This is a genomic window from Pontibacter russatus, from assembly GCF_009931655.1.
GTDB classification, from domain to species: Bacteria; Bacteroidota; Bacteroidia; order Cytophagales; family Hymenobacteraceae; genus Pontibacter; species Pontibacter russatus.
Window position 1 is genome coordinate 969,826 of sequence record NZ_CP047984.1, and the last position, 26,662, is coordinate 996,487.

28 protein-coding genes and 1 tRNA gene are annotated in these 26,662 nt (G+C 54.8%); 10 read left to right on the forward strand and 19 right to left on the reverse strand.

The window, feature by feature from the left end; translation table 11 throughout:
- Positions 1 to 82 precede the first annotated feature (82 nt).
- From GSQ62_RS03985 to GSQ62_RS04035, 11 genes are all read right to left on the reverse strand, one after another.
- On the reverse strand, positions 83 to 463 hold the full coding sequence (locus tag GSQ62_RS03985; protein ID WP_161888308.1) for an integrase core domain-containing protein: 381 nt from the start codon (positions 461 to 463) through the stop codon (positions 83 to 85).
- Positions 464 to 709: 246 nt separating this feature from the next.
- A complete protein-coding gene (locus tag GSQ62_RS03990; protein ID WP_317164400.1) occupies positions 710 to 1,357 on the reverse strand; it encodes a phage integrase SAM-like domain and Arm DNA-binding domain-containing protein in 648 nt (215 codons plus the stop codon).
- A 211-nt stretch (positions 1,358 to 1,568) separates the two neighbouring features.
- A tRNA-Ser gene (locus GSQ62_RS03995) sits at positions 1,569 to 1,656 on the reverse strand.
- A 69-nt stretch (positions 1,657 to 1,725) separates the two neighbouring features.
- The gene (locus GSQ62_RS04000; protein WP_161888310.1) at positions 1,726 to 2,793 is read right to left on the reverse strand and encodes an asparaginase; all 1,068 of its coding nucleotides are present in this window, start codon (positions 2,791 to 2,793) and stop codon (positions 1,726 to 1,728) included.
- 2 nt (positions 2,794 to 2,795) lie between these two features.
- Positions 2,796 to 3,563 (reverse strand): TatD family hydrolase, encoded by a 768-nt coding sequence (locus GSQ62_RS04005; RefSeq protein WP_161888311.1) that lies wholly within the window; start codon positions 3,561 to 3,563, stop codon positions 2,796 to 2,798.
- A gap of 168 nt (positions 3,564 to 3,731) precedes the next feature.
- Positions 3,732 to 4,823: a glycosyltransferase gene (locus GSQ62_RS04010; RefSeq protein ID WP_161888312.1), complete on the reverse strand. Its 1,092-nt coding sequence runs from the start codon at positions 4,821 to 4,823 to the stop codon at positions 3,732 to 3,734.
- On the reverse strand, positions 4,820 to 5,452 hold the full coding sequence (locus GSQ62_RS04015) for a polysaccharide deacetylase family protein (protein ID WP_161888313.1): 633 nt from the start codon (positions 5,450 to 5,452) through the stop codon (positions 4,820 to 4,822). The genes GSQ62_RS04010 and GSQ62_RS04015 overlap by 4 nt, the downstream gene beginning before the upstream one ends.
- Positions 5,453 to 5,626: 174 nt before the next feature.
- Positions 5,627 to 6,850: a PP2C family protein-serine/threonine phosphatase gene (locus GSQ62_RS04020; RefSeq protein ID WP_161888314.1), complete on the reverse strand. Its 1,224-nt coding sequence runs from the start codon at positions 6,848 to 6,850 to the stop codon at positions 5,627 to 5,629.
- Between the two features lie 418 nt (positions 6,851 to 7,268).
- Positions 7,269 to 7,526, reverse strand: a complete 258-nt coding sequence (locus GSQ62_RS04025) for a hypothetical protein (protein ID WP_161888315.1) — start codon at positions 7,524 to 7,526, stop codon at positions 7,269 to 7,271.
- Positions 7,523 to 8,656, reverse strand: coding sequence for a glycosyltransferase (locus GSQ62_RS04030; protein WP_161888316.1), 1,134 nt, complete (start codon positions 8,654 to 8,656; stop codon positions 7,523 to 7,525). Before GSQ62_RS04030 ends, GSQ62_RS04025 begins: the two co-directional genes overlap by 4 nt.
- On the reverse strand, positions 8,653 to 9,642 hold the full coding sequence (locus GSQ62_RS04035) for a lysylphosphatidylglycerol synthase domain-containing protein (RefSeq protein WP_161888317.1): 990 nt from the start codon (positions 9,640 to 9,642) through the stop codon (positions 8,653 to 8,655). The genes GSQ62_RS04030 and GSQ62_RS04035 overlap by 4 nt, the downstream gene beginning before the upstream one ends.
- Before the next feature lie 26 nt (positions 9,643 to 9,668).
- Here GSQ62_RS04035 and ruvC point away from each other — a divergent pair, with 26 nt between their 5' ends.
- The 4 genes from ruvC to GSQ62_RS04055 all read left to right on the forward strand — a co-directional run bounded on the left by ruvC (position 9,669) and on the right by GSQ62_RS04055 (position 13,464).
- Entirely contained in the window at positions 9,669 to 10,241 is a 573-nt protein-coding gene (gene ruvC / locus GSQ62_RS04040; protein ID WP_161888318.1) for a crossover junction endodeoxyribonuclease RuvC, read from the forward strand.
- A 604-nt stretch (positions 10,242 to 10,845) separates the two neighbouring features.
- Positions 10,846 to 11,661 carry an MlaE family ABC transporter permease gene (locus GSQ62_RS04045; RefSeq protein WP_161888319.1) on the forward strand — a complete coding sequence of 272 codons (816 nt, stop codon included), beginning with the start codon at positions 10,846 to 10,848 and terminating at the stop codon, positions 11,659 to 11,661.
- 3 nt (positions 11,662 to 11,664) lie between these two features.
- Complete coding sequence (locus GSQ62_RS04050; RefSeq protein WP_161888320.1) at positions 11,665 to 12,444, forward strand: ABC transporter ATP-binding protein; 780 nt, start codon at positions 11,665 to 11,667, stop codon at positions 12,442 to 12,444.
- Positions 12,445 to 13,464 carry an MlaD family protein gene (locus GSQ62_RS04055; protein WP_161888321.1) on the forward strand — a complete coding sequence of 340 codons (1,020 nt, stop codon included), beginning with the start codon at positions 12,445 to 12,447 and terminating at the stop codon, positions 13,462 to 13,464.
- A 257-nt stretch (positions 13,465 to 13,721) separates the two neighbouring features.
- Here GSQ62_RS04055 and GSQ62_RS04060 read toward each other — a convergent pair whose 3' ends face one another.
- The 6 genes from GSQ62_RS04060 to rsmA form a co-directional block, all read right to left on the reverse strand.
- Positions 13,722 to 14,120, reverse strand: a complete 399-nt coding sequence (locus GSQ62_RS04060; protein ID WP_161888322.1) for an HIT family protein — start codon at positions 14,118 to 14,120, stop codon at positions 13,722 to 13,724.
- A 3-nt stretch (positions 14,121 to 14,123) separates the two neighbouring features.
- On the reverse strand, positions 14,124 to 14,597 hold the full coding sequence (gene greA, locus GSQ62_RS04065; protein WP_161888323.1) for a transcription elongation factor GreA: 474 nt from the start codon (positions 14,595 to 14,597) through the stop codon (positions 14,124 to 14,126).
- A 512-nt stretch (positions 14,598 to 15,109) separates the two neighbouring features.
- Positions 15,110 to 16,051, reverse strand: coding sequence for an NAD(P)-dependent oxidoreductase (locus GSQ62_RS04070; RefSeq protein ID WP_161888324.1), 942 nt, complete (start codon positions 16,049 to 16,051; stop codon positions 15,110 to 15,112).
- Positions 16,052 to 16,317: 266 nt separating this feature from the next.
- A complete protein-coding gene (locus GSQ62_RS04075; protein ID WP_161888325.1) occupies positions 16,318 to 16,593 on the reverse strand; it encodes a hypothetical protein in 276 nt (91 codons plus the stop codon).
- A 6-nt stretch (positions 16,594 to 16,599) separates the two neighbouring features.
- Entirely contained in the window at positions 16,600 to 17,955 is a 1,356-nt protein-coding gene (mgtE, locus tag GSQ62_RS04080; protein WP_161888326.1) for a magnesium transporter, read from the reverse strand.
- A gap of 7 nt (positions 17,956 to 17,962) precedes the next feature.
- On the reverse strand, positions 17,963 to 18,742 hold the full coding sequence (gene rsmA / locus GSQ62_RS04085; RefSeq protein ID WP_161888327.1) for a 16S rRNA (adenine(1518)-N(6)/adenine(1519)-N(6))-dimethyltransferase RsmA: 780 nt from the start codon (positions 18,740 to 18,742) through the stop codon (positions 17,963 to 17,965).
- Positions 18,743 to 18,897: 155 nt separating this feature from the next.
- On the opposite strand from rsmA, the gene GSQ62_RS04090 reads away from it, so the two are divergent.
- From GSQ62_RS04090 to GSQ62_RS04115, 6 genes are all read left to right on the forward strand, one after another.
- Positions 18,898 to 20,331 carry a leucyl aminopeptidase family protein gene (locus GSQ62_RS04090; protein WP_161888328.1) on the forward strand — a complete coding sequence of 478 codons (1,434 nt, stop codon included), beginning with the start codon at positions 18,898 to 18,900 and terminating at the stop codon, positions 20,329 to 20,331.
- A 4-nt stretch (positions 20,332 to 20,335) separates the two neighbouring features.
- Positions 20,336 to 21,358 carry a 4-hydroxythreonine-4-phosphate dehydrogenase PdxA gene (pdxA, locus tag GSQ62_RS04095; RefSeq protein WP_161888329.1) on the forward strand — a complete coding sequence of 341 codons (1,023 nt, stop codon included), beginning with the start codon at positions 20,336 to 20,338 and terminating at the stop codon, positions 21,356 to 21,358.
- A gap of 67 nt (positions 21,359 to 21,425) precedes the next feature.
- Positions 21,426 to 21,971 carry a YceD family protein gene (locus GSQ62_RS04100; protein ID WP_161888330.1) on the forward strand — a complete coding sequence of 182 codons (546 nt, stop codon included), beginning with the start codon at positions 21,426 to 21,428 and terminating at the stop codon, positions 21,969 to 21,971.
- A gap of 48 nt (positions 21,972 to 22,019) precedes the next feature.
- Entirely contained in the window at positions 22,020 to 22,217 is a 198-nt protein-coding gene (gene rpmF, locus GSQ62_RS04105) for a 50S ribosomal protein L32 (RefSeq protein ID WP_161888331.1), read from the forward strand.
- A gap of 51 nt (positions 22,218 to 22,268) precedes the next feature.
- Complete coding sequence (gene plsX, locus GSQ62_RS04110; RefSeq protein WP_161888332.1) at positions 22,269 to 23,210, forward strand: phosphate acyltransferase PlsX; 942 nt, start codon at positions 22,269 to 22,271, stop codon at positions 23,208 to 23,210.
- A gap of 144 nt (positions 23,211 to 23,354) precedes the next feature.
- Positions 23,355 to 24,353: a beta-ketoacyl-ACP synthase III gene (locus GSQ62_RS04115; RefSeq protein ID WP_161888333.1), complete on the forward strand. Its 999-nt coding sequence runs from the start codon at positions 23,355 to 23,357 to the stop codon at positions 24,351 to 24,353.
- A gap of 528 nt (positions 24,354 to 24,881) precedes the next feature.
- On the opposite strand, the gene GSQ62_RS04120 is transcribed toward GSQ62_RS04115, so the two are convergent.
- The gene (locus GSQ62_RS04120) at positions 24,882 to 25,850 is read right to left on the reverse strand and encodes a LysM peptidoglycan-binding domain-containing protein (protein WP_161888334.1); all 969 of its coding nucleotides are present in this window, start codon (positions 25,848 to 25,850) and stop codon (positions 24,882 to 24,884) included.
- A gap of 13 nt (positions 25,851 to 25,863) precedes the next feature.
- Positions 25,864 to 26,640 carry a DUF4905 domain-containing protein gene (locus GSQ62_RS04125; protein ID WP_161888335.1) on the reverse strand — a complete coding sequence of 259 codons (777 nt, stop codon included), beginning with the start codon at positions 26,638 to 26,640 and terminating at the stop codon, positions 25,864 to 25,866.
- Positions 26,641 to 26,662: the final 22 nt, after the last annotated feature.

Genomic DNA, 26,662 nt, shown 5'->3' on the forward strand with positions numbered 1-26,662 from the left:
GTCCGTCCCCTGCCGGCAGCCGCTGCCGTCCATCGCGCCCGTGGAAACCGCATACAGAGTTTGCAGTGCATGGGAAGCCGACTCACCCTGTAAGCTTACCTGATTTTAGGCCATCGTAAAGTTGGTATTTCAAGTTGCTGATTTCCTCCAGTAATTCCACTGGTGTTCGGAACTTCAGTGCCTGGTGAGGGCGGTGGTGGTTGTAATCCTCCATCCATTCCCCGGCCTTCTGGCGCACCACTGACAGGGTCCTGAACACGTAAGCGTTCAGCTGTTCTTTCCTGATACTGCCGTTACAGCGCTCGACATAGGCATTCTGCGTCGGTTTTCCGGGTTGAATGAACACCAGCCTCACCTTGTTCTCCCTGCACCAGTCCTCCAGTTTCTGGGAGATGAACCCCGGCCCGTTGTCCACCCGGATCATCTCCGGCAGGCCCCTGAACTCCTTCAGATACTCCAGCACCCTTACCAGGCGCAGGGCAGGGATAGAAAGATCCGCTTTACCCGCTTCCCTCCGTCAATCCCCCTGCTAATGTCTGCTCATGTCAGTTGCAGCACATCCACATACGCCAACCCTGTAAAGCAGCTGAAAAGAAAAATGTCCCGCACCTGCTAGAGACGCTCCATCTCAAACTGCTTCGCCGCCATGGCCTCTAACTCCTCCTCTGAGAGGTAAACCCGATCCACCTTCTTCACCTTCGCCTTGTAATTAACAAAGGGGCTGGCAGATACGAATAATCTTGCCGAAGTTCTTGATGTACTTGACGACTGTATTGTTGGAGCACTTGCGGATGCTCCGCAGGAAGAACTCGTACTCGGTGATGAAGGCTTGGTCTATTTTTCTGATGTCGATGTCTTGGACCTGAAACTTCCACTGCAAGAAATCTGCGGTATGCCTCAAAGAGGTAGTGTAACGCTCCAGCGTGCCCGGTGCAAACTCATCCCCCACCAGGGCTTCCATCCTGCGATTGTGGTCCTGGAAGACCTCCAGCAGCATGACTCCTTTCTCTTCCTTTCCAATAACCCTGTTCTTGATAGCCGTTGCCGTGACTAGTCCTGAGGCCTCCACCAACTGGCGTTGGGCTTCATACACCTTCACCTGGAGGCTGTCCAGGTAAGCGTTCAGGGTTTTGGAGGATGCCTTTGTACCGGCGGCACGACCGGCGGGGGCATTCCAGCGGTCTGGTTCGCACCCCCTTCCTGTGGCCATTTCAGCGCGCTGCCCGGCAACAGTGATGCGCAGGTAGACAGGAGCTGGACCCATGCGGTAGTTCTCTTGCTTCTTGAGATAAAAGAGAAGGCTGAAGTTAACACTGATGACGGTGACTTTAAAAGTTAAACAAATGTAGCTTTGCAGTCAACCGTAATCAAGATGCACAGCTTTTGTACATATTGTACATCAGGCAGTTATGTAAAATTTGGTAAGTAAACTACTCCCCCAAATGAACTCACCGGATTACGCACTTTCTTTATGCGAAAAATTGAATAATCTGGTACAGTTCTAAAAGCAAAAAAGCCTGCAAACAAAGTGTTTGCAGGCTTTTATATAATTTTAGTATCGCTACCGGCAGAGAGAGCGGGATTCGAACCCGCGATACCCTTTTGAGGTATACACACTTTCCAGGCGTGCTCCTTCAACCACTCGGACACCTCTCTGTTTGTACTGCAAATATACAGCAATTGTCGGGACAGTTGCAAGCGCAGCAAATATTCTAGCGCGAATAGTTACAGTGTTATCTCGCCGCTGAGGTCCCGCATGAGCAATTCCTTTGTTTCAGCATCTGGCAGTTGCTGCCCCAGCACAAACATCATTTTGGTGATGGCGGCCTCGGTCGTAATGTCGGCCCCGCCGATGACGCCCATCTCCAGCAGGTAACGGCTTGTTTCGTACCGTCCCTGCTCCACATAGCCCTCATCGCACTGCGACACGTTCAGGATAAGAATGCCCCGTGCTATGGCCTCGCGGAGCAAATCCAGCAGCCAGGGGCTGGTGGGGGCGTTTCCGGCCCCGTAGGTTTCCAGCACCACGCCCCGCAACTCCGGCGACGACAGGACGCTTTTCACCACGTAAGGCGTTATGCCAGGGAAAAGCTTCAGGATGGCCACGCGGTAATCCATATCATAGTGCGCCCTGAATGGAAGGTTTTCGCAGGGCCTGATGGCGGTCCAGTAGTAGTCGATGTTAACGCCGGCTTTAGCCAGTATCGGGTGGTTCTCCGACTTGAAGGCGCTGAATTGCGTGCTCTCCACTTTCTTGGCCCGGTTGCCGCGCAGCAGCAGGTTGTGGAAGTAGATGCAAACCTCCGGCACTGTGCTCCTGCCGTCTACCTTGGTGGCTGCAATCTGCAGCGCCGTAATCAGGTTTTCGCGGGCATCCGTCCGCACGCGACCGATGGGCACCTGCGCCCCCGTAAAGATAACCGGCTTCTGCAGGTTTTCGAGCATATAGCTGAGGGCGGAGGCGCTGTAGGCCATGGTGTCGGTGCCATGCAAGATCACAAATCCGTCATAAGCCTCGTAGTTTTCCTCTATCAGCCGCACCATCATCATCCAGTCGGCAATGGTGACGTTCGAGGAATCAATAGCCGGCTCGATGCTCATCACCGTGAGCAGGTACTTAAACTGCTTCAGTTCCGGCACTTTCTGCAGTATCTGGCTGAAGTTGAAGGGCACCAGGTGCGTGTGCTCCTCGTCAAATACCATCCCGATGGTGCCACCGGTATATATAATAAGGATGGACGCCTCCGGGTTTTTCGGCGTGGCGGTGTCGATATTGATTTTGGTGACGCGCATCGTTACAGCTTAAAGAGGTTCAAGGCGTTTTCGGTTGTTTTTTCGGCCACTGTTTCTACTGGCTGTTGCAGCAACTCCGCCACACGGTTTGCGATCAAAGGCAGGTACACCGGTTCATTGCGCTTGCCCCGGTGCGGCGTGGGCGCCAGGTAAGGGCAATCGGTTTCAAGCACCAGGTCCTCCAGTTGCACCTGCGGCAGCACCTTGTCCAGACCGCCGTTTTTGAAGGTGGCCACCCCGCCGATGCCCATCAGGAAGCCAAGTTCTTTTACTTTCTGCGCCTCTTCCGGGGTGCCGGAAAAGCAATGGAAGATACCGCGCAGCGTGCCGTCCTGCGCGGCCGCCAGAATCTCGTAGGTTTCGCTGAATGAGTCGCGGGAGTGGAGCACAATGGGGAGTTGGTGCTTTTTGGCGAGTTCTACCTGCACTTTCAGCGCCTCCTGCTGCTGCGGCAGAAATGATTTGTCCCAGTACAGGTCTGTGCCGCACTCCCCTAACGCAGCAAATTTACGCTTGCCCAGCCACTCCTCCACTATATATAGCTCCCGCTCAAAATCTTTACCCACGGAAGTGGGGTGCAGGCCCATCATCGGCAGGCACACGCCCGGGTACTTTTCCTCCGCCTCCAGCATGGCGTCGATGGAGGTATGGTCGATGTTGGGCATATAGATGCGTTTTACGCCCTTCTCCTGCGCCCTTGCCACGGCATCGGCGCGGTCTTCATCAAATTTTTCAGAGTATATATGTGCGTGCGAGTCAATTAAAGTCATTTGTCATTTATCATTTATCAATCGCTAATGCTATGCTGCTCCTGTTTAAGACCACACAAGGTAGGAATTTAATCTTTGACGGATTTTACTTGTTGATGGCTGATGGGTTAAATTGTTGATTGCTGTATTGTTGATTGTTCACTCTTTAACTTTCTGATTCTCTAACCCTTAATACTTACGCTCTTTCCAGGTGATGCGGAGCGGCAGAAAGAAATAGAAGATGAGCACGATAGACGACACCAGGAGGTAAATCTCGAATGCGATATAAAACCACCACGGCACCGACTGCCCCAGGCGGCGGAGGCATATAAACACATATAGGCTCTGCAGCAGCAGCTTATAAGCAAAGATTGCCCCCATTGCTCCCACCGAGGTGTAGGCGAAAAACGGCAGCAGCACCGGGTAGTATGCCGAGTGGACGATAAAGATGATTGCCATATAGAGAGGCAGTTGCAGAGAGCCGCGCATCCAGCGCCTGCGCTGCTGCAGGTACGCCGCGATGCTTTCGGCGGGAGTTGAGAGCGCCAGCACCGCCCGGCTATATATGTTCCGGAAGCCCCAGCCCTTCCGGATGATGGCGTTGAAGATGGCCACGTCCTCGGTGACGGAGAATTTTACCCCCTCAAACCCTCCCGTCTGCTCATATGCCTGCCGGCGCAGCAGCATGTTGTTGCCCATCGTCGAGACAGGCAGTTTCAGGTCCGAAATCACCTGCATCAGCCCCAGCGCGTAAAGCCAGTCCACGGCCTGCAGCCTCGCCCAGAACCCTTCTCCCGCTATGGATGTAATGCCCGTCACTACGCCTACCCCCTCCCGCATCTCCGAAAGCATGCCCCGCACCCACTGCGGCGGCACGGCAATATCGGCATCCGTGAAAAAGAAGAAGTCGGTGGTGGCGTGCTTTGCCAGATGAGCCAGCACGTTTGCTTTGCCTTTGGTGACGCCCGCGCTTTGCGGAATCGGGATACAGGTATAATTGGGCAGGTGTTGTATATAGGCTTGCACCACGGCGCGCGTGGCGTCTGTAGAGGCATCGTCGCCTATCAGCACTTCTATTCTATCCGGGGGGTAGTCGAGCGCCGCGATGGCCCGCAGGCAGCGCAGGATGGTGTGTTCCTCATTTCGGGCGGCGATGAGGATGCTGACGCGCGGCTGCTGGGTAACGAGCAAGCCGTAAGATTTGCGGTTGAGCACCAGCAGGGCCAGCAATACCAGGAAAAGCAGGAAATAAAGTATGAAATAAACTACCGATACAATCATAAAGTCTCGAACGAATAGCCCAGGCTGGAGAAATGCTCCAGGAAGCGCGGCAAAGCGTATTGCATGTTCCGCTGCGCTTTCAGGCTGTCGTGGAATACGATGATGCTGCCGCTTTGGGTATGCGCTATGGCTTTCCGGAGGCATTTTTCGGGCGGAAGGGTGGCATCGTAGTCGTTGGTGAGCATGTCCCACATAATCAGCTCGTGCGTTTTCCGCAGGGCCGCCGCCTGGGCAGCCGTAATGCGCCCGTACGGAGGTCGGAACAGATTCACTTTCCTGCCCGGCTGCAGCGCATCCAGTTCTGCCTGGCACAGCGCGGCATTTTCTATATAGGCCTCCAACGGCGTCTGCCAGCCCTTCAGGTGGTGGAAAGTGTGGTTGCCCAGCACATGCCCCTGCGCCAGCGCCTGCCGCGCCACCTCCGGGTGCTTTGCCAGGTTATCGCCCACACAGAAGAACGTGGCCTTTGCGTTATATATGGCCAACTGCTCCAGCACCCAGGGCGTCACCTCCGGAATAGGGCCGTCGTCGAAGGTGAGGAACAGCTTTTTCGCCACGTCGTCCCGGCGCCATATATAGCCGGGCATCAGTTTCCGGAGTAGGTAAGGCGTTTTATAGAAGCGGATCAAGGTTGAGTTGCTGGTATTGATTGTTGGTCGGTGGCGGAATGGTTAAATGGTAGGATGGTTAAATGGCTATATGGTTAAATGGTTGTAGAAGGTCATCAAATATTATAACAGTCTTGCTGAACCAACAATCAAACAACTCAGCCATTTAACCATTAAAACTTTAACAACCAACAATCACTTAAACCGGCAGGAGAGCAGCGTGATGTCGTCGTTGAAGCTTTTTTCCTCGCTGTACAGCTTTATCTCGCGGAGCAGCTGCAGGTGCAGCACCTTGGAGCTCAGGAAGCGGTTGCGCTTCAGGAACTCGATGGTGCCCTCGATGCCGAACTCCGCCTCCTCTTCGTCAAACACCTCTGTCAGGCCGTCGGTGTAGCAGAGCAGCACAGCGCTTTTGGGCACTGACACCCTGCCCACCGACAAGAACGGCAGCACGTCAAACACTCCCAGCATGGTGCAGCCCTCGTTCAGGAGCAGGTGGGTGTTGTTCTCGTACAGCAGGATAGGCGAGTTGTGGCCCGCGTTCACGTAGATGAGCTCCCGCGTCCGGCGGTTATATATGGCCACAAAGGTGGTGATGAATTTCTCGGCTATCGCGTTGCGGTAAATCAGGTTGTTGAGTTCGGCCACCACAGTGCCCAGATCCGTAGTCTGGCGCAGGATGGTGCGGAGACCTGCCTGGAAGTTCGACATCAGCAGGGAGGCGGGAACGCCTTTCCCCGACACATCGGCCACGCAGAACAGAAACTGGTCCTCGTCAATCTCGATGAAATCGTAGTAGTCGCCGCCAATGGAGGAGTGGGGTATATAGCTGGCGTGCATCACCACGTTGCTGTCGTTGGGCAGCGACTTCGGGAACAGCATTGTCTGCACCTCACGGGCAATCTCAATCTCCCGCCTGATGGACTCCTGCTCCAGCCGCTGCCGCACCATCTTGTGGTTTTCGATCGCCACCAGCATGATGTTACTCACCGTCTGCACAAACCCGAGCGCCCCTATGTTCTGGTAATACGGCTGTATCTTCCCGATCATGACAAAGGCCAGCACTTTGCCGTTGTGCAGAATCGGTATGACGATGTCGAAGGTGCGCCACTTCTTGTCTACCGGCAACTTCGCCACCTTAGATATCTCTTTGAGCGACGTGATGCCTTCCGGCAGCCGCTGCCTGGTGAAGTCCTGCTCGGTGCCGAAGCATACCTTGCACTCCCAGGCGTCGTCGTGTACGAACAGCACCAGGCGGCTGATCTGCAGCTGGGCCAGCAGCGTGAAGCGGTATATCTTGTACAGGGCAGCCTCCGGCAGGTTATCATTGATTGCCTGCGTAATCTCAAGCAGAGCCGAAAGTTCCAGCTTCTTCAGGTTCAGTTCCTGCTGTGTATTTGGTGTGATGATATCAGGCATTCGGAATCATGGTTTTGGTCGCATCCCCATATAGGCCACTCCCCGACAGTGCTGGGCCAGCGCCGGGACACGAGCGCACAAGTTAGGTAAAACTACTAAAAAATCATTAGCAAGCGCAGCTAACTGTGTTAAACCTTCGATCAACGCCGCCTCTCCCGCAAGGCTGAAAGAAAGACGCCTGACGGCCCGGCACAACACATAACATCCTGATCATCTGTTGCAACACCCGGCATTTATAAGCATTTATTTCACTATATATACTATTCATCCCTGATAATCAGCTTATTCATTAGTAATATATAAAGTATTGATTTTATATATGCATCTTCCCGGAAGCCTTGCCAGGAGGATGCGCCACAGGTATGACTGGCTGCAGTATGGGCCGCCGGAAGAAAAAGAATGACAGGAGAAAAGCAGCCTAGATGGAGTTATGCACAACAAGGCCCGCCTTGGTGGCAAGAAAATAATACTCGCGGCAGTGCTGCCCGAAACTGCTCTCCTCGTATGCATGCTCTGTGTCCTGGTCGGGGTAGAGTATTTTCACATAGCCCTGCCGGATAAGCGACTGCAGGGCCGCGCACAGCTCCTCATCATCCAGGGAGAGGGTACTTTTGAGATCAGGGTAAGCCGTGACGAAGTACAGTTCGTCCAGCAGGTCAAATTCATTGTCGCTCATGTGTTGCGGATAATTCTCCCTTTCCAGCGGTAGCGGCCCAGCAGGCCGCAGGTACCGGTAAATACCACGTAGGGGACGTAAACGAGTTGCAGCGGCAGCATGTACCAGAGGTAGCTTCGCCTGCCCAGGAAACCCAGCACCTGCCTTAAAAATAGGAAATCCACGGCAAACTTCGAAGCGTAGGCGGCTGTAAATATCCAGAGGGGAAGGCTGCCGGACAGCAGCAGGGCAATTGCCAGGAACAGCAGGAAGTTGACCAGAAAAACAACGACGGCGACCAGCTGCACCTGCAGGCTCTGGTAAGACTTCCACTTGCTGGCCCACCTTACCCGCTGATACATAAACGAAATCAGCGTTTTGCATGCTGTTGTATAAACAATAGCTTTACTGCTTTTCAGGAACACTACCTTGCCCGGATACTGCTGGTGTACCTTGTGCAACAGAAACTCGTCGTCGCCGCTGGCGATGCCCTCGTTGCCAGCAAAGCCCGCCACGCTGGTAAAAACATCTTTCCGGTAAGCGATGTTGGCCCCGTTGCACATGTTGGGTCTCCCCAGCCCAATCGAAGCGCCGCCAATCCCGATCAGGCTTGCGAACTCCACCAGCTGCATTTTCTCGAAAAGGGTGTCTGTGTGATGAAAACAGACGGGACCGCTGATAAAGTACGGCTGCTGCAGCCGGTACAGGTAAGCGTATTGCCGCAGCCACTCCTGCCCCACCCGGCAGTCGCCGTCGGTGAACACCAGCAGCTCGCCCTGCGCCAGTTCTACCCCTTTCTGCACCGCGGCTTTCTTCAGCTGCATGGCTGGGTAATCCTTCAGATGCAACAACCTCAAAATCATTGTGGAACCTGCCCTGTATTCATTCACCAGTTCAACCGTCCTGTCCTCCGAATGGTCGTCTACCACCAGCACCTCCAGCAGTTCTTTCGGGTACTGCTGCCGCTCCAGGTCCTGCAACAGCAGCAGGATGTTCTCCGCCTCGTTCCGAACCGGGATGATGACAGAAAGCCGCACGTCCGGTATATAGCCTGCGGGGGCATCAGAGGCAGGGAGATCCTGCCAGGCGGCGCGGCGGCGCAGGATAAGCCAGGCATAGGCCAGCAGCGTGAGGGAGAGCAGCCAGATCACGTGGTGACTCCTTTCCGGGCGAACCGCAGGCGCAGCACGAAGAACAGGCCAACGGCGCTGGGCACCGCTATATTGAGCAGCCAGAGGCTCAGGCTCGCGCTCAGCACCTGCAGGCGCTCCTGCCCCAGCAAGCCAAAGAGGTACATGGCCGACAACTCCCGCATGCCCAAATCCGAGAGCAGGCTGACGGAAGGCACCACCGATTTGAGGAAGAACGTGCCGGACACGCCGCATATATACTCCACCGCGCTCAGTTGCACCCCAAACAGGATCAGCAGCAGGATAAACTGCAGCAGAAACACGCAGTAGCGGCTCAGCGACAGCAGCAGGAGGCGGGTGAGTTCAGGGGAAGCGTAGGCGGCCATGACGGCTATATAGGGCACAAACTGCCGCAGCGGCTTTATACCGGCCACCACTGCCACCATGGCGCGGGCGTTGTAAAGCAGCAGCAACACGATCAAATTCAGGGCAAGCAGCAGGAATATAAGGCTAAGGCAGACAGACGGATACAGGTGCCAGTAAAAGCGGAGGATGAAGTAAGCCAAACCCACAGAACCCGCCAGCACCGTGGCCACCAGCTGGCAGAACCGCCCCAGGAATATAGCCCCGATTGCCTCCAGCCGCTGCTGGCTCTTCAGTTCCAGCACACGGCCAGCATAGTCGCCGAGGCGGTTGGGGGTGATGAAACCGAGGGTAAGGCCCACCATTACGGCCCGGTACGCCTGCCTGAAAGACAGCCGTTCAATTTTCTGCCCCAGCAGCCGCCACTTCAGCGCCTCGAAACCCCAGTTGACGGGAATGAGCGCTGCCGTGACCAGCAACAGCGGGCGCAGCGGGCTTTGCCAGGCCTCTTGCAGAATGCCTCCCCAGCTCAGGAAAGCGTCTGGTGCCTTGAAGACGGCCTTGTAGAGCAGGTACAACGTGAGCAACACCACCAGCGCTTTGCCAGCGGCCAAAAGGAATTTTCTGCTGCGGTTAATGTTCAAGATAATATGTCTATTTTTGCAATCCTATGGCGCACTCTCCGGCACTCCCACCCAATAAATTCATCCTCGGCATCGACCCCGGCACACAGGTGATGGGCTATGCCTTGATCGAGGTGACGGGCACAAAGGTACAGGTAGTGCAGTACGGCGTTATCCACCTAAAGAGCTACAGCAACCACGCCATCAAGTTAAAGAAAATTTTCGACCGCATGATTCAGCTCATCGACGAGTACCTCCCCGACGAGCTGGCCATCGAGTCGCCCTTTTACGGGACCAACGTGCAAAGCATGCTGAAACTGGGCCGGGCGCAGGGCGTGGCCATCGCCGCCGCCCTCTCCCGCGACATCCCCTATGTGGAGTACGCCCCCAAGAAAATCAAGCAGTCCATCACGGGCAACGGAAACGCCTCCAAAGAGCAGGTGGCCAGCATGCTCATGCAAATCCTGAAGATACAGGACGCGCCCAAGCTCCTCGACGCCACCGATGCCCTGGGCGTGGCGCTTTGCCACCACTACCAGAAAGGCAACAACGCCAAGCAGGGCGGCAAGTCCTGGAAAAGCTTCCTGCTGGACAACCCCGAGCGGCTGGCAGGCAAATAAGCTTTCCGTTCTGCTCCATATTCTAATCCATTTCGCCCGTTCCATATATAAATAAGCTTCCCCGGAGAGAGCAGTTATATATTCCTTATATATGTATACTGAACACGGAAGCTGCTCTGCCTGAGCTTTGAACCGACGCCAACCCATCCGGAATTTGCTGGCTCCGAAACTGGCACCGCGTTTCGGAGCCATATATCCGGTACCGCATCTTCAGGAGGCTAATGTGTCTTTCTCAGGGCCCAGCCTTGCAATCTGTTTCCGTTTCGGGCACTTCTTGCTTATATTTGCCGCCGCAGGACAGCAGTAGGGGCACTTCGGGCATTGCCATGCCCCTTCATCAGGAGTGGAAAGAGGCTGCGGCAGATGGTTTATATATAAAACAAGGTTTATATAGGGCTGTAGGCTGCCTGTCAGGGCTGATTTGCAAAGGATGGCCGGGATGCCTGCATATGCTCGAAGTTAATTTATACCTTTACATGTTTCGCTGGAATCTTTCTTAACCCTGTGCTTGGCTGAAGCCGTATGTGTGGGGGTAAGTCTTCTGACCGGCCGCCACGCGAGCCGGTGCATACAGGCTGGCTTACCCGTTTTCAACTGACAACGAATGGATCAAAGCAATAACCAGATACCTCCAACCAAGACGCGCAAATTCGTTTTCTCCAGAAGGATAGACCGCTTCTTCCTGGAGTTGTCCCGCATAAACTCATTTATCGCCCGCTTTTTCAGGGAAGTCTTCTTCCCTCCTTACGAATTCAAGGAGATCATCAAGCAATGCCATGAGGTGGGCGTCCGCTCGCTGCCCCTGATCTCCATCACCGGCTTTATCATCGGGATAGTGTTCACGAACCAGTCGCGGCCCTCGCTGCAGGACTTCGGCGCCACGTCGCTGCTGCCTGCCCTCATCTCGGTGGCCATCATCCGGGCCATCGGCCCGCTGGTAACGGCCATCATCGCTGCGGGCAGGGTGGGGTCGGGCATCGGCGCGGAGCTCGGCTCCATGCGCGTAACAGAGCAGATAGACGCCATGGAGGTGTCGGCCACCAACCCCTTCAAGTTTCTGGTGGTGAGCCGGGTGCTGGCCACCACGCTTATGATCCCGGCCCTCACCATATATACCACGCTGGTGTCGTTGCTGGGCGGCTACCTGAACGTACACCAGAACGAGCTGACAACCATCACCACCTTCTTCAACCAGGTGTTTGAAACCATCACGTTCCTGGACATCATCGCCTCTACCATCAAATCGGTGCTGTTCGGCTTCACGATAGGCATGGTGGGGTGCTACAAGGGATTTTACTCCTCCAAAGGCACGGAGGGTGTGGGCAAGGCAGCCAACTCGTCGGTGGTGACGGCCATGTTCCTGCTCTTTATAGAGGAGCTTTTGGTGATGCAGATAATCAACGCTATCCGCGCAGTGTAGGTTATGGAGGAGAAAAAACTAAACCCGAATATAGACAGGAGCAGGAAGGTTATCTTTATACGGGGGCTTCAGAAGGCTTTTGATGACAACGTGATACTGCGGGGAGTGGACCTGGACCTGTACCAGGGGGAGAACCTGGTGGTGCTGGGCCGCTCCGGTACAGGCAAGTCGGTGCTGATCAAGATCATCTCGGGGCTGTTGCGCGCCGATGCCGGGGTAGTGAACGTGCTGGGCCAGGACGTCAGCCGCATCACTCGCAAGGAATTGGACGCCCTGCGCCTCAAAATTGGCTTCTCGTTTCAGAACAGCGCCCTCTACGACAGCATGACGGTGAAAGAGAACCTGGAGTTCCCGCTGGTGCGGCACGCCAAGCACATGACGCAGCGCGACCGCGACCGGGTAATTGACGTGGTGCTGGAGGCGGTGGGCCTTGCAAAGGCCATCCACCAGATGCCATCGGAGCTGTCGGGTGGTCAGCGGAAGCGGATAGGCATTGCCCGGACGCTCATCCTGCGGCCCGAGATCATGCTCTACGACGAGCCCACTGCAGGGCTGGACCCCATCACCAGCATAGAGATAAACAAACTGATAAACGAGGTGCAGCGAAGGTTCAACACCTCCTCCATCATCATCACGCACGACCTGACCTGCGCCAGGGCCACCGGCGACCGGGTGGTGATGCTGCTGGACGGCCAGTTTCAGCGTCAAGGAACCTTCGAGGAAGTATTCGCGACCGATGACGAGCGCGTTAAAGCATTCTACAATTACAACTTTACAGATTAAATGAGCACTGCAGATAACAAACGTTTGGTGATTGTCGGGATCTTCGTTTTCCTGGCCATTATTATCCTGATTGCCGGTATTTTCACGCTGGGCGGCAAGCAGAAGCGCTTTACCAGCACCATTTCCATAAGTGCCGTTTTCGACGATGTGGCTGGGCTGAAGCCCGGCAACAATGTCTGGTTCTCGGGCGTGAAAATCGGCACTGTCCGGAATATCGGTTTTTTCGGCAAATCGCAGGTGGAGGTGACCATGTCGGTGGAGGAGAGCGCGCAGAAGTACATACGCGAGGATGCCGTGGCCCGCATCAGCTCCGAAAGCTTCATCGGCAACAAGAACATCGTAATAGAGGACGGCAGTCTGGAGGCATCGCCGGTAGAGGACGGTGACCGCATCCGGGGCATTAACCCGATAGACACCGACAAACTGATGGAGACGCTGCAGGTGAACAACAGCAACATCGCCGCCATCACCTCCGACATCAAGCAGATTACCTCAAGGCTTACAAAAGGCGAGGGCGTCATCGGCAAGCTCCTCACCGACTCCTCCATGGCGGGCGACCTGGAAGGGCTGATGGCCAACCTGCAGCAGACTTCTCAAAACGCCGTGCAGGCCTCCAGAGAGCTAAACCGCTTTACCGACAAGCTAGACTCGCCCGGCGGGCTGGCCAACCAGGTGCTGACTGACACGGTGGTATATAGCCAGCTTCGCTCCTCAATGGCGCAGCTGCAGGAGGCGACGGCCTCCGCGGCGGCCCTGACCGAAAACCTGCAGGAGACAAGCAGCAGGCTCAACAACGAGGGCAATGCCGTGGGGGTGCTGCTGAACGACGAGGAGTTTGCCCGCAACCTGAAGAGCACCATGCAAAACCTGGAAACCAGTTCCCAGAAGTTTGACCAGAACATGGAGGCGCTGCAGAGCAACATCCTGTTCAGGGGCTTTTTCAGGAAGCAAGCCAAAGAGGAGGAAGAACGGCTGGAGGAACTGCAGAAACAGCAATTACAGCAGCAGGGACAGCAATAACTTTGTGCCTATGAAGCTGTTTAGAGTTTTCAAAAAAATCGATGCATGATGCCCTTGCTGCGTGTTTTCACCAGCAAGAACTTGTTAGTGAAAGTATAGTTGTCGGTGAAAACACCAACAACGGCAGGTTTGGACACTAAAATCGGAAACGCTAAACAGCTTCTATATATAAAAGAAAAGGGGTTAGAAGAAAGCGAAAAGGCGCTGCTTCTAACCCCTTTTATATAGGTGGTTTGTTGCTTATATATAGCTGAAGGCTACCCGTTATAGGCGGCTTTTATTTTGGATGCCGTGTCTTCAAACTCCTCTTTGCTGAACTGCTTCTTATTGGCGAAGTTCATGTCCTGCATGCTGTTGAGCGGGATGAGGTGTACGTGGGTGTGCGGCACTTCGAGTCCCACCACGGCCAGGCCGATGCGCTTGCAGGGCACCGCCTTCTCCACGGCGGCGGCCACTTTCCTGGCGAACGCCATCAGGCCTATATATACTTCCTCGTCCAGGTCGAATATATAATCTACCTGCTGCTTGGGGATGACCAGGGTGTGGCCCTTAGTGGTCGGGAACGCATCCAAGAAGGCGAGGAAACGGTCATCCTCCGCCACTTTGTAGGCCGGAATCTCCCCGTTCACGATTTTTGTGAAGAGTGTCGTTTCCATGGTTTATCGGCTTATCTCCAGAATCTCGAACTGCAGTTTGCCGGCGGGCACCGTAATGTCGGCCACATCGCCCACCGACTTGCCCAGCAGCCCCTTCCCTATCGGCGATTTCACCGATATCTTGCCTGCCGCCAGGTTTGCCTCTTCTTCGGCCACCAGCGTGTAGTCCACCACCATGTTGTTCTTCAGGTTTTTGAGTTTCACCTTCGACAGGATCAGGGCTTTGCTGGCGTCCAGCCCCGACTCATCTATGAGGCGGGCGTTGCCTACAATCTCCTCCATCTTGGCAATCTTCAGCTCCAGGTGGCCTTGGGCATCCTTGGCCGCATCGTATTCCGCGTTCTCGCTCAGGTCGCCTTTGTCGCGGGCCTCTGCCAGCTGGCGCGCCACCTCGGCCCGGCCCTTCGTCTTGAGCTCAGCCAGTTCTTCCTTTAGCTTTTGTAAACCCTCCGCTGTGTAATAAGAAATCTTGCTCATATTCAGTTCTCTCGTTTAAGACACAAAAGCAAAGAGAACGGTTATGCAGTGCATAACCGTTCTCTTTGCCAAGTATGTATGATTTATATATTAATTCCGGTGCGGCGCCAGGCACATAAATTACATGCTGTCGCCAACGTATGGCATACGTTCTAAATTAATTATACTACAAAGCCATTGCCTTGTTGTTTAGCAAATATACAAAATTTGCCACACAAGTAGCAAGACTGTGGCTGATTGTTGGTTGCTGGTTGTTTGTTGTTGATTGTTATATGGCTAAATGGCTGAGATGCCTGTCCGATTCATATACAGATTCATATATAACAGTACCCTTCCATATCGCAAGTTACCGCTGCGCTCAAACTTGCGGCATAAAAAGGCAGTTTTTGATTGCTAATTGCTGTTTGTCAGGCTTGATTGTTTTATGGTTGAATGGATGTACGAATCATATATGGCTATGCCTCAAACCAACCATCTAACCGTTTAACAATTTAACAACCAGCAACCAACGATCAAAGCAACTGCCTAATCTTCCCGACCAGCACCTCGTTTATCTTCACGTAAGACTCATGCGTCCAGCCGGCGATGTGCGGCGTGAGGATGACATTGTCGGCGGCTGTGAGGTAGCCGAAGTTCTCCTGCTGGGCGGTGGTGAAGGTCTGCAGTTTCTCGTTTTCGAGCACATCCAGCGCAGCACCCTTTATTTTGCCCGACTTCAGGTGCCGCACCAGCGCCGCCTGGTCCACCACATCGCCGCGCGAGGTATTCAGAAACCATATGGGCTTCCGGAAGGCCTCAAAAAATGCATCGTTCGCCAGCCCCAGGTTCTCGGGGATATAGGGGATGTGGAGGCTTACCACCTCGGCTTGCGCCTGCAGTTCCTCCAGCGACACACGCTCGGCGGGTGGCTGTACCTTTTCCGGCGCAAAGCAGTCGTAAGCGAGTATACGGCAGTTAAAGCCGCCCAGCACCCTGGCGAAGTTCTGGCCCATATTGCCATACCCGATGATGCCGATCATTTTGCCGCTTATCTCCTCCCCCCGGTTGGGCTCCCGCACCCACAGCTTGTCCCGTACCTGCCTGTCGCCGCGGACAATATGACGCACCAGCGCCAGCAGCAGCCCGAGGGTAAACTCCCCCACCGCCTGCCGGTTGCCTTCGTTCGCGCCGAGCAGCGCAATGCTCCGGTCCTGCAGTGCCTGCACGTCAATGTTGTCCAAGCCCGCGCCTGCCCGCGCCACAAACTTCAGCCGCTCGGCCAGTTCCAGGGTAGAAGCCGTCACGCGCACCTTGCTCCGGAGAATCAACCCATCGAACCCGGCCAGCGCCTGCCGCACCTCAGCCGGTGGTATGTCGGGCCGGTAATCGGCCTCGGCTCCGATTTCATCCAGCATCGGGAAAAGGCTTGGGTGCATCTCGTCGATGATGAGAATGCGAATCGTTGATGTCGGCATTACTGGTGCTTTTAAAATATGTTTGAGGGCTTACCTTTATAATAGGTTTCTACTTTTATGCCTCTTACTATCAGTGCATCGAGTGTCATTCGAAGATTGTCCTGATGTTGTTTTGATTCAATGTGAAATGCGAATTTATAGTGTTTATTTTGGTACTTGAAATCTATGTAGTTGTTTATACCTCTTTTAATAGAAGAAGCATAAGCTGATATATATTCCTCTCCATCGTAATCTCCTACATCTATTCTTAATTTATCAATTTCTCTTTAAGGATAAAATTTACCTTCAATCAGAACACCCTCTTTTTGGAAAGTCAGATACCTGCCCAGATAGCCATGTAGCTTTTGTTTGCCGCTGTCAAGATAAAACCTTTGAAAGTATGTCATTGCTGCGGAAATCATCATAAATGGAACAGCATACCATTTGTCAGGTGCTATGACATATAAAATCAGGCCGACAAGTAGTGCAATTATAGAATAACCTGTTAGATCAGGTTTTTCCTCTCGATTAACATATACACACGTCTGAAACAGAACTGACATATATGCCTACAAATTATACAGCATATGCGCGATGCCAAAATAAATTGCCAGCCCCAGCAGGTCGTTGGCGGTGGTGATGAAGGGGCCTGCCGCCACAGCCGGGTTGATGCCGAACCAATCCAGGATCATGGGTGTGATGGTGCCCATCAGCGAGGCGAGTATCACCACGGAGAACAGCGCCACCGACACCACGATGGACAATTTCAGCTCGTGCCGGAAAAGGTATGAAAAGCCGAAAACCAGGATGGAGATGATCAGGGCGTTGAGCATGGCCACCAGCACCAGCTTCAGGATACGCTGGGCGAAATTCTCAAACACCACCGCGTTGGAAGAAAGCGTCTGGATGATGATGGACGAGGACTGGATGCCCACGTTGCCGCCAGTTGCCGTGATGAGCGGCACAAACAGCGCCACCGCCGGCAACACCGCGATATCGGCCTCAAACAAGCCCATAAACTGCGCCGCCAGCAAACCGCCTACCATGCCGATAATGAGCCAGGGCAATCGGGAGCGCGAAATTCGGAACACGCTGTCATCCTCCTCCACGTTCTCGGTGATACCCGTCATGAGCTGGCGGCTGAGTTCGGCCTGCTCCTGCATCACATCCACCACGTCGTCGATGGTGATACGCCCCAGCAGCCTGCCCTGTATATTCACCACCGGAATAGCCTCCAGATCGTAGCGCTGCATCACGCTCACCACCTCGTTCTCATCCCGGAACGACTCGATGGAGATCACGTCCGGGTTATATATCTCCTTCACGGGCGTGTCGTCCTTTGCCAGCAGCAGCCGCTTCACGCTCACGCGCCCCACCAGTATATCCTTGTTGTCAGTCACGTAGACGGTATAGATGCGCTCCACATCCTCGGCCTGACGGCGAATCTCCTCGATGCAATGGCGCACGCGCCAGTTCAGGTTTACCTTGATGAGCTCTTTCCCCATCAGACCGCCCGCGCAGTCTTCTTCGTAGTGCAACAGGTCGAGGATGTGCGCAGCCTTCTCCTCGTTGTCGAGCAGGGCAATCACCTCCTCGCGCGTCTGCACCGACAGCTCGTTCAGGATGTCCACGGCGTCGTCAGAGTCCATCAGGTTCACGTAGCGGGCAATCTCGGCGCTGGTGAAGTAGCCCAGGAAATCGGTGCGGATGTCGTAGTCGAGGTCGCTGAGAATCTGGGCGCCGGTGTCCGGCGGCAGCAGGTCCATCACGTACTTCGACTCGTTCGTGTCCAGTTCGTAGAGCACCGTCGTCACATCGGCGGGATGCATGTCGGCCATCGTGCTCAGGATGAAATCGCTGTCCTTCCGCCCGATGGCTTCCTCTACCTGCTCAATGTACTCGCGCGTTATCTCTACCTGCTGCATATAAACCTTATATATTCTGCTTCACTACGTTTGTCAAAGCCACAAAATCCTGCACCGACAGTTGCTCGGCCCGCTTGTCGAAAACGGGCTGCGCCGTTACCTCGGGCGGCAGGTTATAACTCCGGAGGCAGTTACGGAGCGTTTTGCGCCGGGTTCCGAAACTCAGCTTCACCACCTGCTTAAACAGTGTTTCGTCACAATCTAGTTGCCCCACCCCGTTGCGCGCCAGCCGGATGACGGCCGACTTCACCTTGGGCGGCGGATGGAACACGTGCTCGTCCACCGTGAACTTGTACTCTATTATATAATAGGCCTGCAGCAGCACGCTCAGGATGCCATATGCCTTCGAGCCCGGCAGGGAGGCCAGCCGCTCGGCCACCTCCTTCTGAATCATGCACACCACCTCCGGCACCACATCGCGGTGCTCCAGCACTTTAAAGAAAATCTGGCTCGATATGTTATATGGGAAGTTGCCGATGATGGCGAATTTGCCGGGGAACAGCGTGCCAAGGTCCGTTTTCAGGAAATCGGCGGAGATGATACGGTCGCCGAGCTGCGGGAAGTGCTGCTGCAGGTAGGCGATGGACTCGCGGTCGATGTCCAGCACGGTGGTGCGGTACTCCTTGTGCTGCAGCAGGTACTGCGTGAGCACGCCCATGCCTGGGCCAATCTCCAGCACGTCGGCTACCCCCCCGGGCAGCGTCAGTTGCTCCACAATCTTGCTGGCAATGTTCTGATCCACCAGAAAATGCTGGCCCAGGTTCTTCTTTGGTTTTACGTTGCTCACGTGGTGCTTTTTATGGTTTTGTGCCTTCCAGGTATACTTTTCGGCGCAAACCCGTTAAACGTTAAGGCGCAGGAACTGCAAAGCTGCGACAGCCGGCGGATTTTCGCATTCCGTTATATACTTACTATATTGCACACCAAAGATACAAACAAGAGATGCCAACACAACTCAAATACGACACAAGCTTAGGTAATAATAAGGACCTGGCTTTGATCGTCGCGCCCGACCAGGTGAACCAACTGACAGAACTGCAACCGGAGGAGCAGCAATACGTGCAGCAACAGGTGCAGCAGGAAGCCAAACTCATCTCCCTCAACCGCTACTCACATCGCCTATATATACTATTGTCCCCGGATGCCAAAACGGAAGCCCTGAAGAACGAGGCGCTGCGGCAGGCCGGGCATTCCCTGCTGAAGCAGCTGAAGACGGACAAAGTGGAAAGCATCACATTGCTCGATAAAACAGGCACGGACGCCAGTTTATATATAGCCGAGGGCCTCTGCCTGAGCAACTACCAGTTTCAGAAGCACAAGACAAAAGATGCCAAGCCGAGCCCGCTGCAAACCATCACCATCGCAGATGAAAACCTAAGTGGGCAGGAAGTGCAGGAGCTGGCGAATGTGCTGGAGGCCGTATATACAGTGCGCGACCTGGTGAACGAGCCGCACAGCCACCAGACGGCCACGCAACTGAGCGAGCAATTTGAGGAACTGGGCCGCCAGGCGGGATTCAAGACGGAAGTGCTGGACTTGATCAGGATACAGTCGCTGAAGATGGGCGGGCTGGCAGCCGTAAACCAGGGCAGCGAAGAACCGGCCACGTTCAGCATTATGGAATGGAAGCCTGAGAACGCTAAGAATACGAAACCCTATATACTGGTGGGCAAAGGCGTGGTATATGACACCGGCGGCCTCAGCCTGAAACCCACGCCACAGTCCATGGACTATATGAAATCGGATATGGCAGGCTCGGCCATCGTGGCGGGCGTGCTGTATGCGGCCGCCAAAAACAAGCTGCCGCTCCATGTCATCGGACTGGTGCCCGCCACCGACAACCGCCCCGGCCCCGGCGCCGTGGCCCCCGGCGACATCATCACCATGCACAACGGCCTGACGGTGGAGGTGCTGAACACCGACGCGGAAGGGCGCCTGATACTGGCCGATGCCTTGAGCTTCGCCAAAAAATATGATCCGGAGCTGGTGCTTGACTTCGCCACCCTCACTGGTTCGGCCATGCGCGCTGTGGGCAAAGAGGGTTTGGTGGTGATGGGCACAGCCGGTGAGGAAGTGATGGCCACCCTGAAGCAAGCCGGTGATAACGTGCATGAGCGCACCGTGGAGTTTCCGTTGTGGGATGAATATAAAAAGCAGCTGGAGTCAGATATTGCTGACCTGAAGAACATCGGCGGCACGGATGCGGGCCATATCACGGCGGGCAAGTTTCTGGAGGCCTTCACCAGCTACCCGTGGGTACACTTCGATATAGCGGGCACCGCCTACCTGCACAGCGAAGACAGCTACCGGGGCAAACTGGCCACAGGTTCCGGCGTCCGGCTTATATATAACTACCTCAGCACACTGGCCCGATAACCACATGGACAACAAGAGCAAACCCAAAATAGGCATCAGCATCGGCGACACCAACGGCATCGGGCCGGAGGTGGTGGTCAAAACCCTCGCTGACCAGCGCATCCTCAATTTCTGCACCCCCGTTATATATGCCTCAGCCAGTCTGCTGAAGCACGTTCGGAAAGCCCTGAAGGCGGAGCATTTCCAGTTCCAGGAGGTGGAGTCGGCACAGGGGCTGGCACCGCGCAAAGTCAACCTGGTGCCCTGCTGGGAGAATGAGCTGGAAATCACCCCCGGCCACCCCACCCCGGAGTCGGGCAAAGCCTCACTGGACTCGTTGCTGGCGGCCTGCCGCGACCTGAAAGCCGGGCTGCTGGACGGCCTCGTGACCGCCCCCATCAACAAAGACAACATACAGGCCGATGATTTCCGATTCCCGGGCCACACCGAGTTCCTGACATCCTATTTCGACGCGCCGGAGAGCCTGATGCTGCTGGTGAGCGGCGGGCTGCGCGTGGCCACCGTGACGGGGCATATGCCTGTAAAGGAGGTGTCCGCCAAAATTACGGAGGAACTCCTGATCCGGAAGATGACCATCCTGCTGGACTCGCTGCGCAGGGACTTTGGTATCCTAAAGCCGCGCATTGCCGTGATGGGCCTGAACCCGCACGCCGGAGAGCAGGGGCTGCTGGGGCGCGAGGAGGTGGAGATCATCCGTCCGGCCGTGGTGCATATGAAAGAGCGCGGGCACCTGGTGTTCGGCCCCTACCCGGCCGACGGCTTCTTCGGAATGCGCCAGTTCCAGCAGGTGGACGCGGTGCTGGCCATGTACCACGACCAGGGGCTGATTCCGTTTAAGACGCTGGCTTTCGAGAGCGGCGTGAATTATACCGCCGGGCTGCCCATCGTGCGCACCTCCCCCGACCACGGCACCGCCTACGACATCGCGTCCAAATACATCGCCAGCGAAACCTCTTTCCGGGAAGCGCTGTTTGTTGCCTGTGACGTGGTTAGGAAGCGATTTGAGGCCGAAATGCCTGCTGTTTAAATAAGACAGATAGTTTTATTTATCGGAATTATGTTCTAATTTTGCATCTTGCAAGAAAAAGTCGGTTGTGAAGAAGCTCAGAGACTATGAAATCGGCATTGCCAAACTCAGCAACAAGACGCACTTGTATGAGTTTGACATGAATGACTCCTTCTTCGACCTGTTCGGGAAAGAGATCATCCAGGGCGGAAGCCTCACAGCGCAGGTGGAACTGGACAAGACAGAGTCGCTGCTGACCTTCCGTATTAATATAAAGGGCCGCGTGCGCCTCATTTGCGACCGCAGCCTGGACGAGTTTGACTACCCGATTGACGTGCAGGGCAGTTTCCGCATCAAGTACGGTGAGGAGAACGCAGAACTGGACGACGACTTGTGGCAGATAACGCCGAACACGCAGTCCATCAACGTGGCGCAGCACCTGTACGACTATATAGGGTTGGCCGTGCCGATGAAGAAGCTGCACCCGCGCTTTGTGGAGGAAGACGATGAGGACGATGATCGGGATATCCTGATATACTCTTCGCGCATCAAAAACTCCGAGGACGAAGCGGAAGACGATGAGGACGACGATGAGGTGGACCCGCGCTGGGACGCCCTCCGGAACCTGAATTAGAGACAATCAGAAGTATAAAGCATAAACCAAAGTAAATTATTCTAAAAAATGGCACATCCTAAACGCAAGATTTCCAAGACCAGAAGAGATAAGAGAAGAACTCACCAGAAGCTCTCTGAGAAAGCCATTGCCATTTGCCCTACTACCGACACGCCGCACCTGTTCCACCACGCCTATGTGGTAGAAGGCGACCTGTTCCACAAGGGCAAACTGGCAATCAAGAATTATACAGCTAACGCGCAGTAGCACACCGCCTGCTTTAGCTTTAGTTCTGTATAATCCCAAATACCCCCTTAAATGAGAATTGCTTTAGACGCCATGGGCGGTGATTTTGCACCTGAGGCTGTTGTGAAGGGTGCAATGCTGGCTGCCCAGGAGCTTAAGAATGGTGAAGTCATCCTCCTCCTCGGGAAGGAGGAGGCCCTTCATGCACTGCTCAGCGAGTACGGTTACACAGGCAGCAACATCTCGGTGGTACATGCCCCGCAGGTAATTGAGATGGGCGAGCACCCCACCAAAGCACTCACGCAGAAACCCGACTCCAGCATTGCCCTTGGGTATGGCCTGTTAAAGGCGCAGAAAGCCGATGCCTTCTGCAGTGCCGGCAACACCGGCGCCATGCTGGTGGGCGCCATGTTCAGTGTGAAGGCGGTGGAAGGGGTACTGCGGCCGTCCATAGCCAGCTTTGTTCCGAAGTTGAGCGGCGGGCTGGGCGTTATTCTGGACGTAGGGGCTAATGCAGACTGCAAGCCGGAGGTGCTGGAGCAGTTCGGCGAGTTGGGTTCTATCTACGCCAAGTACGTGCTAGGCATCCAGAACCCGAAGGTGGGCCTCATGAACCTGGGCGAGGAAGAAGGCAAAGGCACCGTGAACACGCAGGCCGCGCACCAGCGCCTGAAGCAGAACAAGGACATTAACTTTATCGGCAACATCGAGGGGCGCGATATTTTCAATGATAAAGCCGATGTCATCGTTTGTGACGGCTATACCGGCAACATCATCGTGAAAATGGCCGAGTCGCTATATGATATCCTGCACGAAAAAGGCATTCACGACCCCTTCTTCGACAAGTTCAACTACGAGGCGGAAGGCGGCAGCCCCATCCTGGGCATCAACGGCAACGCCGTAATCGGCCATGGCGTGTCGAGCCCCCAGGCCATATGCAACATGGTGCTGCTGGCCCAGAAGATGGCGGCCTCCAGGATATCGGAACGTTTCAGGAAAAATTACAGCGCATAGCAGCCCACCCCGGCACGTGATGCGCCTTTCAGTTTTTGGCATAGTCTGCATCGGTTATTCTTTTATGGAACCGGACAGGTTATGCCAATTATTTTTTACTAAATTGCCCCCCTTGAAACCTAAACAACCTAAGAAGTATATAAAATGAGTAAAATTACTGCTGCCATAACGGGCGTGAGTGGCTATGTCCCGGAATATGTGCTCACCAACAAAGAGTTGGAGACAATGGTCGAGACAAACGATGAATGGATCACCTCCCGCACCGGCATCAAGGAAAGGCGTATTCTGAAAGGGGAGAACATGGGCACCTCCCACATAGCCGTTCCAGCAGTGAAAGAACTCCTGAAGAAAACGAATACCAGGCCCGAAGAGGTAGACCTGCTGATTTGCGCCACCACCACCCCGGATATGGTCTTCCCGGCGACGGCCAACCTCATCACGGCCGAGGTAGGCGCCGTGAACGCCTTCGGCTACGACCTGCAGGCCGCCTGCTCCGGCTTCCTGTTCGCTCTGGCCACGGGCGCGAAGTTCGTGGAGTCCGGGCAGTACAAGAAAGTTATCATTGTGGGGGCAGATAAAATGTCTTCCATCGTGGATTATACCGACCGCACTACCTGCATCATCTTCGGCGACGGCGGCGGCGCCGTGATGCTGGAGCCAAACACAGAAGGTTTGGGCATACAGGACGCTATCCTGAAGTCTGACGGCACCGGAGCACCGTTCCTGCACATGAAGGCCGGTGGCAGCCGCAAACCGGCCACCATCGAAACGGTGCAGGCGCGCGAGCATTACGCGTACCAGGAGGGCCAGCAGGTGTTTAAATTCGCTGTAAAGGGCATGGCCGACGTGTCGGCGGAGATTATTGAGCGCAACCACCTGACCGGCGACGATGTGGCCTGGCTGGTGCCGCACCAGGCAAACAAGCGCATCATTGAGGCTACTGCCAACCGCATGGGCCTCAGCAACGACAAGGTGATGCTCAACATCCACAAATACGGCAACACCACCAGCGGCACCATTCCGCTCTGCCTGTGGGAGTACGAGCGCCAGATGAAGAAAGGTGACAACATCATCCTGGCAGCCTTCGGCGGCGGCTTTACCTGGGGGGCCATCTACCTGAAGTGGGCCTACGACACAAAATAAGAACCCAAATCATATATAAGGCGGCTCCTGAAGAGCTACCTTATATATAGCTGCCGCAGAGAAGCGCTATGCCATATATAACCAAAAAGCCCACCGCTTATATATAGGCGGCGGGCTTTTTAGTTTATATATTACAGATTTGGCTATAACAGGGAGTACATCAGAACAGCTATTATGGTTAGAGCTATCGCTCTGCATATATGCCTCCCTCTTCTACTCTCGCTTCCAAAGTTGGAGACAATCTTTTTGTAACGTTCGTTACTTACGAAGGTAAAATAGTTTACCGCTTCAAGTATTATATAGGCAACAACGAATAAAACTACCGTTTGAGGCAACGTTAGGACATTTACCCCAAGAAGAGATATACATATCTTAAAAATCAGAAGGGCCTGAAATAAGCTTAAGAGATGACTCGCCCCAAAAGGCAAATCATAGTTACCTGTTGTGCATACCAGGTCATAGCATCTATAGTAGATATAGTGATATGGACTATTGGTTCTCAATTCAAAGACCTTCTATTTCACCCAACTACGGCATATAGGAAACATCCACCCTGAATTTTGGATCCACAGCGCCCAGCTTCTGGTAAGCTTTTTTAGAGATGCGCACAAGCACGTTCTCATTCTCCCCGGTTTGCGGCAGCTTGCCGATGACGCGCACGTACACCACCTGGCCGTTCATGGCGTTTTTCACCTGCATAATAGTGCCCACCGGCGCTGATTTATGCAGCGCGAGGTACTTATTCGTGTCTGCCTTCGGGTCAATCATCTCGGCCATGCCGCTCTCCATGATTTTTTTCACGCCAGACACCGTTTCCTCAACGGCTTCCTCCGCCTCGGCGACTGGCTCAGAAGCCGGACCGGCAGATGCCGGGCTCGTTGTTGCCGCAGTATTCGTGCCTGTGGCGGCTGTCGCTACGCTCTCCGTTGCCCGCGGTTTGGTCATCTCATCATCGGCCTCCGGCACATATACTGGCTTTTTGGTGGGCGCTGCGCCCCCTTTGCCCACCACCAGGCTCGTGCCGGTGCTGATGCTGTTGTCCGTCAGGTTGTTCCAGCGGCGGATGTCTTCCACGGACACGCCATACATCTTCGAGATGGAGTAGAGCGTTTGGCGCGCCTCCACGGTGTGCAGCTTGTTGCCGCTCGTGCTGACGGTGTAGGTACGGCTGCTGACCGCTGGCGCGGCAGGCACGGCCTTTGCCGTAGAGGCCACGGCATTGGCGGTAGCGGATTTGCGGGGAATCAACACAATCTCCCCTATTTTGATAGTAGTCTGTACACTGGGGTTTGCCTCCACAATCTGCGACACAGGCACATTGTACATCCGGGACAGGGCATACAGGGTTTCTTTCGGATCCACTTTGTGCTGCACATACAGCTTCCCGTTCTTACGCTCCACCCCCACCGAATCGCGGAAAGCCGTGACACCGGCGGCGCTGGCCGAAAAAGAAAGGACGGGTGCAACGACAAGCGTAATTAAAAATGATCGTACCATGGCTAAAAAATTACTATGCTAAAAGCCGGTATACCTCCAGGATGACCCTATCCCTCACGAAGTATAATCCGTCCATAAAGATAAAAAAAGTATCTGAACCGATTCCACTTAATCCGCCAGCGAGCTGCTCTTTTAAGCATAGCCTGCCTTCCGAGTTGAATACAGCCAGCATGTTTTGCAGGGTGTTGTCTGCGGCGCGCACGTAGTAGCTCACCACCAGCGCCGTGGCAGTCTCGGCGTACTCGATGGCCTGCGTGGCCCCGGCCATATGCTGCGCTTCCAGGAACTGCCGCACCTGGGCAAAGTACTCCTCCCCCTCCCTGTATAAGCTTGGGTAGACGGCCTGACTGTAACGCACGGGGTAATACTGCGCCACCGCCTCCGCTGCCTGCTGTTGCGGAATGCCGGTCTGCAGTTGCTTTCCCGTGCCGGGCTGAAGCAGACAGAAAGCAGCCTCCGGCGTAGCGGCCGTGTAGGCCAGCAGCCCATGCAACGCTAAGCCATAGTAAGCAAGTTCCTTTTCTTCCCAGGCTATTTCTGCGGTGGCCGCCTCCACGGCTGTGATGCCTTTGTGCTGCCCCATTTTGCAGTCGCCGTAGCCGTGAAGGTATATATAACCGGCGTGTGCGTCCTCCAGCCCCTGCCACCACGCCTGCCCCTGCTGCAAGGGCAGCTGCCTGATACCGAACTCTGCGATGTCGAAAGTGTAAAAATTCGCCAGCAGCAAATCGGGGTCGCGCACCTCCACGGCCAGGCGGCGTGCGGTAGTGTCGAGGCGGATGCGCCACACCGGCGCGCCAAAATCGTATATA